Below are 10,143 nucleotides of genomic sequence, written 5' to 3'. Positions count from 1 at the left end.
AGTATCGCCTGCAGCGTCGCGCTGATGATGACGCTGCCGCCCGGAGCGCCCGCGACCAGGACCGGCTTTCCGTCCTTGAACAGGATCGTGGGCACCATGCCGGTGGTGCGCGCCTTGCCGGGCGCCATCGAATTCTTGCGCCCCGGGATCGGGTCGAACAGCTTCATCGAGTTGTTGTAGTTGAATCCCAACCCCGGCGTGACGACCCCGGCCGCGGTGCCGAGCGTGTGCGTCAGAGAAACCGCGTTGCCGCGCTCGTCGAACGTGCACAGCTGCGTGGTGCACGAAGGCGGCGCCTGGCGCTCGTTACCCGGAAATTCGCCCCGCTCGATGCGCTGCGCCCAATAGGCGGCGCGCTCTCTGGACACGAGCATCGCGCTGGGGATGTCGGCGAAGCGCGGATCACCCAGGTACTCGTTGCGATCGACGTGCGCGGCGGCCATGGCGCGTGCCACCAGGTCGATATGGCGCGCCGACGAGTGATCGAGGCGGCCCAGGTCGAAGTGCTCCAGGATCTGCAGCATCTCGATCAGCGTCGCGCCGCTGCCCGGCGGCGGGTTCGAGCGCACGCGATAGCCCCGGTAGCTGCCTTCGAGCGGCGGATACAGCTCCGGCCGGTATTGCGCGAGGTCGGCGCGGGTGACGTACGATCCGTTGGCCTCGAGATCCAGCGCGATCTCGTCGCCGAGGCTTCCCTCATGGAACTCCCGCCAGCCGCCGCGCGCGAGCCGCTCCAGCGTGCGTGCATAGTCCGGCAGACGCATGGTTTCGCCGACTTCGAAGAAGCGCCCTTCGGGATGCAGGTACACGCGGGCGCATTCGGCGGTCTTGCGGATGCGCGTCATGCCGTCCGGAATTCCGGGCTGGCGGTAGCGCGCCCACACGCCGGCCATGTGGGGCGTGACCACAACGCCTGCGTCGGCCTGCGCGATGGCAGGCGCAATCAGGTCTGCCCACGCCATGGTGCAGTGCTGCTCGTGGAAAGTACCCAGGCCGGCCGGCGTGCCCGGCGTCATGATCGACGTATAGCCGATCTCGCTGCGGTAGTCGTCGAACAGGCTGTAGCCCGAGATTTCGGTGCGGCCCCTGCAGTCTTTCTCCCACATGTCCGGCTGCACCTTCGAGCCGGCGCGATTGTAAAAGTCCACCATGCCGCTCGTACCCGTATCGGCACGGTAATAGTGGAGCGTGCCCATCCCGCCGATACCGCACATGAATGGATCGTTCACCATTTGGGAAAAGGCAGCGGCGACCGCGGCGTCGAACGCGTTGCCGCCCCGGGCGAGAATGGCTGCTCCCACGTCCGCGGCGCGCGGCTGCGGGCATACGACGACTCCTTTCATCGGCTGCGGACTCCTGTTCGATCGGTAACGATCAAACCTAACACGACCCGGCCGGGTTCCCAACTGCCTTCGCACACACTGTCTTCGCGCACGCGCGATGTCCGCGCGGCCGGCATGCTGCTATAGTTTCGTCGAGCGGTTCGAAAGTAGAAGGTCGCCTGGGCGGCCGATCGCGAGGTGCGATAGCCACGATGAAGATCACCGACGTAGCCGTAACGCTGTTCGCCTGGGACGGACTGCCGCCGCGTCAGTTCGGCCGTCACACGGGGCGCATCACCGGGGGCACGAGCCAGCTGGGGCTCGTCACGGTCCAGACCGACGAAGGCGTCGAGGGCCATGCCTTCCTCGGTTCGTCGAACCGCGGCGCGAATTTCGATGCCGCCTCGCTCATCCGGTATCTGAAGCCGGTCGTGATGGGCGAGAACCCGCTCGAACGCGAACGGCTCTACCAGCGCATGTGGCCGCGCAACCGCAACACGACCTTGCGCTGTATCGGCGCGATCGATATCGCGCTGTGGGATATCGCCGGCAAGGTGGCGAACCTGCCGCTCCATCGTCTGCTCGGAAGCTTCCGCGACGCCGCGCCGGCGTATGCGAGCTCCGAAGTGCTGCCGTCGAAGGAGGCGTACGCCGAGGAGGCGGTTCGGATCCAGGAGGCGGGTTTTCATGCCTACAAGATGCATCCGCCGGCGCTATGGCAGCAGGATATCGAGATCTGCCGCCACGTGCGCAAGGCCGTGGGCGATGGCTACCGGCTGATGCTCGACAGCACCTGGTCCTACAGCTACACCGAAGCGCTGCGGGTCGGGCGCGCCCTGGAGGAACTGGACTTCTACTGGTTCGAGGATCCGCTCGATGCCGACGACATCACCAATTACGTGAAGCTGCGGCAGAAGCTGGACATCCCGATCCTCGCGACCGAGTACGCGCCGGGCGGATTCCAGGCTTTCGCGCCCTGGCTCACGCTGCAGGCCACCGACTTCCTGCGCGCCGACGTGGCCGTCAAGGGCGGCATCACGGCGCTGGTGAAGACGGCGCACCTGGCCGAAGCGTTCCACATGAACCTGGAGATTCATCACGGCGGCAATTCGCTCAACAACGTCGCCAACCTGCACGTGATGCTCGCCATTGCGAATTCGGAGTACTTCGAAGTGTTGCTGCCCGATGCGACGCAGAAATACGGACTGGTCGAGGACTTGACCGTCGATCGGGAGGGAATGGTGCGGCTGCCCGATGGGCCCGGACTGGGCGCGAAGATCGATTTCGATCTGATCCGGAAGAAAACCGTCGAAGTGCTTCGTTAGCGCAAGCCGGCCGTCATTCCTGTCGTAGTCCGCCGTCATTCCCGTGAAAACGGGAATCCAGGACGCGCACCCTAGCGCGACAGCCTGCCTGGATTCCCGCCTGCGCGGGAATGACGAAACGCCTTACAGCTTCTTCAGCGCCTCCAGCAGATCCTTGCTTTCCGGAATGGTGCCGGGCGCATAGACCTGCGAATAACGGATGACTCCCTGCTCGTCGACGATGAACGCGGCACGTGCATCCATCCCGCGTTGGTCGTTGAAGATGCCGTAGGACATCCCGATCGCACCATGCGGCCAGAAGTCGGACAAGAGGGGGAAAGGCAGGCCGCCGAGTTGCTCGGCCCAGGCCTTGAGCGCCGGGACCGGATCGGCGCTGAGCTGGAGAATTTCTACGTCGAGCTGCTTGAATTGGTCGTAGTTCGCACGGAACCCGAGGACTTGGTTCTTTCACCCGCCCGTGAAAGCGAACGGCATGAAGGCGACGACGGTCTTGCGACCCTTGAAGGCATTCAGTGCGAGCGGCTTGTCCAGGTGCGAGGCAAGCGAAAAGTCCGGTGCTTGTGTTCCAGGCTGCAGCGCTGGCATGCGCATCTCCTTTGCGGTTCGGGTGGAATACCCGCCTGAGAGGATACTTGGTTCTGCCGCGCGCCGGTGAGCATCGCGGCCAGGCCGGGTAGAATCCAAAAAGGAAAAGGGGCCAGGCTCGATTGTGTTTGAGCTTTCAGGAGATTCGGCGCCCGAAATTCGAGCCTGGCCCCTTTTCGCCCGCGGGTGGATCACAAGGAGGAGAACATGGCCGAAGCAACCGGCATCACCATCATGGCCACGGCCGCGGTGAAGGAAGCGTTCCGCGAGCTGGTGCCGCTGTTCGAAACCAGCAAGCATTGCAGCGTCACGCCGCTGTGGATGCCGACGGTGGACATGTTGCGCCGGCTCGAGGGCGGTGAGGTGGTCGACGTCATCCTTCTTACCGGTGAGACGATCGACGAATTGACCGCAAAGGGCATCGTCGCGCGGGGGAGTCGGGCCGACATCATGAAGTCGAGCGTCGGCATGGCCGTGCGCGCGGGCGCGCCGAAGCCCGATATCCGTTCGGCTGAAGCATTCAAGCAATCGATGCTCGCGGCCCGATCCATCGCTTATTCGTTCGGCCCGAGCGGGGTCTACATCGCGGAGTTATTTCAGCGCCTCGGCATCGCCGGGCAGCTGGGCGCGCGAGCGAAACAAGTCAAAGGCGTTCCGATCGGCGAGCTGGTGGCGAAAGGCGAGGCCGAGATCGCCTTTCAGCAGGTGAGCGAACTGCTTCCCGTGCCCGGGATCGATTTACTCGGCGCGCTGCCGCCCGGGATCGAGAAGATCACCGTCTTCTCGACCGGGCTGCACCGCGCGGCACCGCGCGCCGACATCGCGCGCGACTTCGTGCGTTACCTGGTGTCGGCGGAGGCTGCGCCCGTCATGCGGCGCACGGGGCTCGAGCCGCTGACCGAACCACACCACCCCGCCCGCTGACGCGGGCACCCCTCCTCGTGAGAGGAGGGGAAACGAAACTCCCCTCCTTTTCAAGGAGGGGCTGGACGCGGCAACGTCGCGGACGGGGTGGTCTCACGCGGCTGCTGCAAGCTGATGCACGCGCCGCCGGCTGCGCGAACCCGTCTCGCGCCGTTATTCGCCGCTGACCGCCGGCGGCACCCATCCGCGCTTGGCGCGGATCTCGGGATCGCTCAGGATCTCGACCAGGGCCGGCTTGCCGGCGGCGAGCGCCTGGTCGAGCGTGGGCTGAATGTCCGCCCCGCGCTCGACGCGAAAACCCGCGCAGCCCATCGAATCGGCAACCTTGGCGAAATTGACGCCGTCATGGAAGCGCGCGGTCTCGCTCACGCCGCCCGAATGATTGTTGTTGACGATCATGACGAGGTTCAACCCGCAGCGCGCCGCGGTTTCGAGCTCGGCCATGTGATAGTAAAACCCGGCATCGCCGCAGAAGCCGATGACGGGCTGATCGCCGAGCGCCGCCTTGACGCCAATCGTGGCGGGGAAGGCCCAGCCGAGCGATCCGCCGCAGCGGATGTAACGCTGCCCGGGTTTCAGCAGCCGGGTCATCTGCGCGGTCCAGATCGCCGCGTGGAACGTATCGACCACGAGCGTCGATTGCGCCGGCAACCACTGCTCGAGCTCCTTGCAGATCCGCTCGGGCCGCAGCGGCATCGCATCCGAATTGCGCAGCGGCTCGCACTCCGCCCAATAGTCGGCCACGTAGCAGCGCACCTGCTCGAGCCACTCGGCGCGCCGCGCGGGCTCGTTGCCGGCCGCTTCGGCGAGCTGCGCCAGCGTGAGCTTGGCATCGCCGTTGAGCGAAACGGTGTTCGGATAGTTGCGCCCGAGCTCGCGCGGATCGATGTCGAGCTGGATCGTCGGCGTGCCGATCTTCGGGATCTGCCAGCCGTTGGTAACCTGACCGCCGGTGTGGCTGCCGATGAAGAACACCAGATCGGCGGCGGCGATCGCCTGGTTCGCACACCAGCGCGAGTAGCTGCCCGGCACGCCGACGTTGAGCGGATGATCGTCTGGCACGAGCGCTTTCGCGTGTAGGCTGGTTGCCACCGGGATCGAGAGCTTTTCGGCGAGCCGGATGAGCTCCGGACCCGCGTCGGAGGACACGGCGCCGCCGCCCACGACGATGATCGGTTTGGCGGCATCGCGCAACGCCTTGACCGCGGCACGGACGGCCGCCGGCTCGGCTTCGGACCGGAACGCCGGATAGTGTACGAAACGCTCTTCAAAGGTGAGATCGTAGTCGTCCTCGCGGTCGAGCGACTGGCCGGCGTTGCCGCGCAGCTCCAGGTGCACGGGCCCGGGCGTGCCGCTGGTCGCGTCGCGGAACGCCTGGCGCAGCAGGTCCGGGAAGCGTTTTGGCGTGTCGACCGAATAGTTCGCCTTGGTGACGGTGTCCCAGCCGCGGAAGTCCTCGGCGTTCTGGTAGGCGTGCCGATAGCGCGGCTGGTCGTTCTGGCCGCCCGTGATCGCGATCACCGGGATCGAGGCCATGTGCGGGTCGCGCATGCCCGCCATGAGATTGGTCGTGCCGATGTCCTGCGACAGGCACACGCCCGGCCGCTTGCAGGCGCGCGCATAGCCGTCGGCCATGTAGGCGGCCGCCTTCTCGCCGTGGGCGACCACGCGCTTCACACCGACCTTGTCCATTTCCAGCATCGCCGGCCCGACGATCGAGTTGACGTAGAACAGGTGCGTGACGCCGTAGCCGCGCATGGCTTCGGCGAAGTAGCGGTGCCCGGTCATCTTCGGCATGGTTGCTCCCCTCTGAGGTTGAAGAAGCCAATGCTCGACGCGCCGCGCGGGGTTCGTTGCAACGGCATGCCGCGCGTGCGCGGGAGCGACGAAAACTTCGATCATGCCTTCCCTGGCGTGCCGAGCCCGCACGCCGCATCCCCGCACGCATGAGCCGGCCGCTTGCGATCATCGTCGTCGCGGAGCTGTTCGGCACGTCGCTATGGTTCAGCGCGAACGCGGTCGCCGATGCACTGGTCCGGCTTTGGAATGTCGGTCCCGCAGGCATCGGCAGCCTCACGAGCGCCGTGCAGGCAGGCTTCATCGCCGGAACGCTCGCGTTCGCGCTCACCGGGTTCGCCGATCGCTATCCGGCGAGCCGGATCTTCGCCGCCTGCACGGTGTTCGGCGCGCTGGCAAACGCCGGCCTCGCCTGGCAGGCGCAAAGTCTGGGCGCCGCGATGGCGTGGCGTTTCGGCACCGGGCTTGCGCTCGCCGGCGTCTACCCGGTCGGGATGAAGCTGGTGGTGAGCTGGACGCCGCAGCACACCGGCCATGCGCTCGGATGGCTGGTCGGGATGCTGACGCTCGGCACGGCGCTGCCGCACCTGGTGCGTGCGATCGGATGGAATCTCGACTGGCGGGCCGTGATATTCGCTTCGTCACTGCTGGCGCTGGTAGCGGCGGCAATGGTGATGCGCCTGGGCGATGGGCCGCAGCTCGCGCGCAGGACCGCGGGCGGCATTTCCCTGGGTGCCGTGTTCAGTGCGTTTCGCATTCCGGACTTCCGCTCGTCCGCGCTCGGCTACTTCGGGCACATGTGGGAACTGTATGCATTCTGGACCGTGCTGCCATTGTTGGTCGCCATGGCGCTTGCCGGCACGGAGTTCGATCGGCCGATCTATTTCTCGGCTGCCTCGTTCGCAGTGATCGGAATCGGCGCCCTGGGTTGCGTGTGGGGCGGCATGCTCAGCCGGCGCTTCGGCAGCGCACGAATCGCCGCCGGTGCGCTCGCCCTCTCGGGGACGCTGTGCCTGCTTTATCCGTGGCTGCAGGCTTTGCCGCCGTTCGCGGTGCTCGCCCTGCTGCTGGTATGGGGCATCGCGGTGGTGGCCGATTCGCCGCAATTCTCCGCGCTGTCGGCCGCTGCGTGTCCGCCGCAGCTGGTCGCGAGCGCGCTGGCGATTCAGAACAGCATCGGCTTCTTCATTACCGTGGTCGCGATCTCGGTCGCCACACTTTCGTTCGAACAGTGGGGCGAGCGCGTGGTGTGGCTGCTCGCGCCGGGGCCGGTGCTGGGTCTGATCGGGATGGCGCCGTTGCTGCGGCGCCGTTCCGGATGACGCTGCGTCAGGCGAGACCACCCCGCCTCCTTCGCCGGCACCCCTCCTCGACGAGGAGGGGAAACGTGGTTTCCTCTGCTTCGCCCGGAACGCTCCTCGGCCACGAGGGGAAAGCACCTTCCCCTCCTGCCAAGGAGGGGCGGGACGCGCCTACGTCACGGACGGGGTGGTTCGCCAGCGCTACAGCAGCAGCTCGCCCGATGGCTTCAGCTCCCCGCGCTCGACGCGGGTGACGATGTCCGTGATCTTCTCGTGCGCGGGCGTCGGGATGCCGACGAGCTTGCCCTTCTCGGCGATGTAGCCGTTCATGAGCTGGATCTCGGTGCGCCGGCCCTTGCGCATGTCCTGCGCCATGGAGGGCCGCTGGATGCCCGCACGCGGATTGGCCGCCGAGCGGGCCCGCATGATCTCCTCGATCTCGACCAGCGCGTCGGCATGAGCTTCGGAGGCGAGCGCCAGCCGTTCCGGATCCATCTTGCCGAGCTTCACCAGCTGATAGCCGAGCGCCTGGCCCACGCGCACGGCCTCGCCACCGAGCTTGATCGAGAAGCGCCGAATCGCGTCGTGGTTGTCGCGGTCCTTGCCCGACATCCCGGTGGCTGCGGCGACGCCGTTGGCCATGCCGTTCTGGATGAGCTTCGACCAGCGCTCGCCCCAGAGGTTGGTGGTGGGCTTGCTGCTGTCGATTTTCGACAGCATGCCGACCAGCTCCTGCACGCGCGGGGTGACGATGCCGTGCACTTCGCCCACGCGAAACACCGTATGCTGTTCGCCACCCTTCGGCGCCATGCGCCGGATGCGCCCGGGCTCGTACAGCTCCACCGAAATCACCGAGGCCACCACGCCGAGCGTCTTGCCCCAGCCGACGATGCCGGCGATCTTCTCCTCGTTGAGGCAGTTCTGCAGCGAGACGACGAAGCCGCCCGGCGCGAGGTAGGGCTTGATGAGCGCCGTTGCCCATTCGGTGTCGTAGGACTTGACCGAGACAAATGCGATGTCGATCGGCTTGCCTTTGGCGAGCGACTGCACCTCGGTGAGGTGCATGGTCTTGGCGGATTTCACCGTGATCTTCTCTTCGTCGCTCAAACCGTCGAACTCGAGCCCGCGCGAGCGGATCGCCTCGATGTTCTCCGGCCACATGTCGATCAGGGTGACGTCGTGGCCGGTGTGCGCGAGCCAGCCGCCGACGTAGCCGCCCAGCGCGCCGGCGCCCACCATTGCGATGCGTTTGCTCATGTCATTCTCCAGCGGATCAATGACGATGGTCTGGAAATTGGAAACCACACCACCCCGTCACTTCGTGACACCCCTCCTCATGAGAGGAGGGGAAACCACACTACCTCGGCGCTCCGCGACACCCCTCCTCGCGAGAGGAGGGAATACCGCAGGCTAAGCCGCCGCGTGCGAAGCGATGGCGACGCGCGCGGGACGAGTCGAGCGATTGCTCCAGGCGTGATTCGCGCCGCGCAGGATCGCGACGTCGCCGGCCGCCATCTTCACTTCCTGCGTGTCCAGAACCAGCGTTGCCTCGCCGTCGATCACGGTGCAGAACTCCAGCGTGTGCGTCTTCTGCATGTATGGATGCGGCGCGCTCGGCGCATAGGTCGAAGCCTGCGGCGAACCCATTGCACGGAAATACGCCTGCACCTCGTTCGCGCCCACCTTGCCCTTCCACGTATCGTCCGGCGGCAGGCACAGCACGCGCATGACCGATCCGGGCGAAGGCGGCTCCAGCGTGTGCGGCAGGTGCGGCAGGTGCAGCGTTTCGTAGACGATCTTCGCCGGCGCCGAGTCGGTCACCCACAGGCGCGCATTGGCAAATCCCGGACGCGCAGGGTCGGTTCGCACGTCGGGAGCGGGTCCCACACCGACGACGCTGCCGAGGTTGGGTTCGCGATCGATCGTGACAATGCGCCGCGGCAAGGTCACGTCGCGCGGCAAATCGCGATTCGCCGCCGGGCGCATGGGCGCATCGTTGCCTTGCGCCAGTCCCACCGCACCGTCGACGAAATGCGCGGCGATCATGTCGAAGAGCATGATGCCGCCCTCGCGCGGGCTGGTCCATTGATGCCAGGCGCCCACCTGCACGACGATGTCGCCCGGATGCATCGCAATCTCGCCGTCGTCGAGCCGCAACACGCGCTCGCCGAAGAGCTGAATGCCGTAGTCGACCGTCTCGGTCTTGTGCATCGCCGAGGAGTAGGCGTTGTTGCCGCCACGATCCCAGGTGCGGCTGGGCGGACGCAGCTTCGGCGGATGATCGGGCACCGCGTCGGGGTCCTTGGCGGCATCGTAGTTCGCGGGCCTCTCCACCGATTGCACCACGCGCAAGTGCCCGCCCTGCGCAGGCCCCGGAAAGTCGTACGGCGTGTTGCCTGCGTCCGCCTCGCCCGCGATGGAGAGCAGCGGATCGTTCCATACCCACAGGTTGGTATGGCCGCGGCCGCTGCCCATCGAGGCCTGATGGGCGTTCGGAGCCGGCCCGTCCCATAGCACTTTCGATCGTCCGCGCTCGTCGTTGGCGGTGACTATGCGCCGAATCGGTCTGAGCTCAGCCATCGCGCTCCTCCAATTGGTTTCGTGCCGTTCACACGTCTGGCGATTATGCCACCGCGACCGCTCCCCTCCTGGCAACGTGGGGCGGGAGGCGCCATGCGCGGACGGGGTGCTCCTTGACGGAAAACCACACCACCCCGCCTCCTTCGCCGGCACCCCTCCTCATGAGAGGAGGGGAAACACACCACCCCGCCTCCTTCGCCGGCACCCCTCCTCATGAGCAGTATTAGCCCGCAGGCGGGCAGGCGCAGTTAAGAAACCTGGTTGGGTTTCTTGAGAGAGGGGGGGAAACACACCACCCCGTCTCCTTCG

9 protein-coding genes are annotated in these 10,143 nt (G+C 66.3%); 3 read left to right on the top strand and 6 right to left on the bottom strand.

Annotation, left to right across the window (positions count from 1 at the left end; translation table 11 throughout):
• On the bottom strand, window positions 1–1,343 hold a 1,343-nt coding region (locus tag GEV05_19290; GenBank protein ID MPZ45493.1), incomplete at its 3' end, for a gamma-glutamyltransferase.
• Between the two features lie 191 nt (window positions 1,344–1,534).
• Between GEV05_19290 and GEV05_19285 the strand changes: the two genes are divergently transcribed.
• Window positions 1,535–2,647: a mandelate racemase gene (locus GEV05_19285; protein MPZ45492.1), complete on the top strand. Its 1,113-nt coding sequence runs from the start codon at window positions 1,535–1,537 to the stop codon at window positions 2,645–2,647.
• Window positions 2,648–2,770: 123 nt separating this feature from the next.
• Here GEV05_19285 and GEV05_19280 read toward each other — a convergent pair whose 3' ends face one another.
• Both GEV05_19280 and GEV05_19275 read right to left on the bottom strand, forming a co-directional pair.
• Window positions 2,771–2,923, bottom strand: a complete 153-nt coding sequence (locus GEV05_19280) for a hypothetical protein (GenBank protein ID MPZ45491.1) — start codon at window positions 2,921–2,923, stop codon at window positions 2,771–2,773.
• Between the two features lie 171 nt (window positions 2,924–3,094).
• The gene (locus GEV05_19275; GenBank protein MPZ45490.1) at window positions 3,095–3,232 is read right to left on the bottom strand and encodes a redoxin domain-containing protein; all 138 of its coding nucleotides are present in this window, start codon (window positions 3,230–3,232) and stop codon (window positions 3,095–3,097) included.
• A 207-nt stretch (window positions 3,233–3,439) separates the two neighbouring features.
• On the opposite strand from GEV05_19275, the gene GEV05_19270 reads away from it, so the two are divergent.
• Window positions 3,440–4,156, top strand: a complete 717-nt coding sequence (locus GEV05_19270) for an ABC transporter substrate-binding protein (GenBank protein MPZ45489.1) — start codon at window positions 3,440–3,442, stop codon at window positions 4,154–4,156.
• Between the two features lie 153 nt (window positions 4,157–4,309).
• Here the strand turns inward: GEV05_19270 and GEV05_19265 are convergent, their stop codons facing one another.
• On the bottom strand, window positions 4,310–6,058 hold the full coding sequence (locus GEV05_19265; GenBank protein ID MPZ45488.1) for a thiamine pyrophosphate-binding protein: 1,749 nt from the start codon (window positions 6,056–6,058) through the stop codon (window positions 4,310–4,312).
• Between the two features lie 44 nt (window positions 6,059–6,102).
• On the opposite strand from GEV05_19265, the gene GEV05_19260 reads away from it, so the two are divergent.
• Window positions 6,103–7,275, top strand: coding sequence for an MFS transporter (locus tag GEV05_19260; GenBank protein MPZ45487.1), 1,173 nt, complete (start codon window positions 6,103–6,105; stop codon window positions 7,273–7,275).
• A 180-nt stretch (window positions 7,276–7,455) separates the two neighbouring features.
• Here GEV05_19260 and GEV05_19255 read toward each other — a convergent pair whose 3' ends face one another.
• Window positions 7,456–8,511, bottom strand: coding sequence for a 2-dehydropantoate 2-reductase (locus GEV05_19255; protein ID MPZ45486.1), 1,056 nt, complete (start codon window positions 8,509–8,511; stop codon window positions 7,456–7,458).
• Between the two features lie 153 nt (window positions 8,512–8,664).
• A complete protein-coding gene (locus tag GEV05_19250; protein MPZ45485.1) occupies window positions 8,665–9,834 on the bottom strand; it encodes a cupin domain-containing protein in 1,170 nt (389 codons plus the stop codon).
• Between the last annotated feature and the right edge of the window lie 309 nt (window positions 9,835–10,143).

Source organism: Betaproteobacteria bacterium (genome assembly GCA_009377585.1).
Lineage (GTDB): Bacteria > Pseudomonadota > Gammaproteobacteria > Burkholderiales > WYBJ01 > WYBJ01.
The sequence above is the reverse complement of the archived record's forward strand: the minus strand, read 5'-3'. Positions and strand labels throughout refer to the sequence as shown.

Bases quoted from the DNA above. Each gene is read 5' to 3' on its own strand.
- GEV05_19285 (MPZ45492.1), top strand. From the start codon at position 1,535: ATGAAGATCACCGACGTAGCCGTAACGCTGTTCGCCTGGGACGGACTG.
- GEV05_19280 (MPZ45491.1), bottom strand. From the start codon at position 2,923: ATGTCCTACGGCATCTTCAACGACCAACGCGGGATGGATGCACGTGCC.
- GEV05_19275 (MPZ45490.1), bottom strand. From the start codon at position 3,232: ATGCCAGCGCTGCAGCCTGGAACACAAGCACCGGACTTTTCGCTTGCC.
- GEV05_19270 (MPZ45489.1), top strand. From the start codon at position 3,440: ATGGCCGAAGCAACCGGCATCACCATCATGGCCACGGCCGCGGTGAAG.
- GEV05_19265 (MPZ45488.1), bottom strand. From the start codon at position 6,058: ATGATCGAAGTTTTCGTCGCTCCCGCGCACGCGCGGCATGCCGTTGCA.
- GEV05_19260 (MPZ45487.1), top strand. From the start codon at position 6,103: ATGAGCCGGCCGCTTGCGATCATCGTCGTCGCGGAGCTGTTCGGCACG.
- GEV05_19255 (MPZ45486.1), bottom strand. From the start codon at position 8,511: ATGAGCAAACGCATCGCAATGGTGGGCGCCGGCGCGCTGGGCGGCTAC.
- GEV05_19250 (MPZ45485.1), bottom strand. From the start codon at position 9,834: ATGGCTGAGCTCAGACCGATTCGGCGCATAGTCACCGCCAACGACGAG.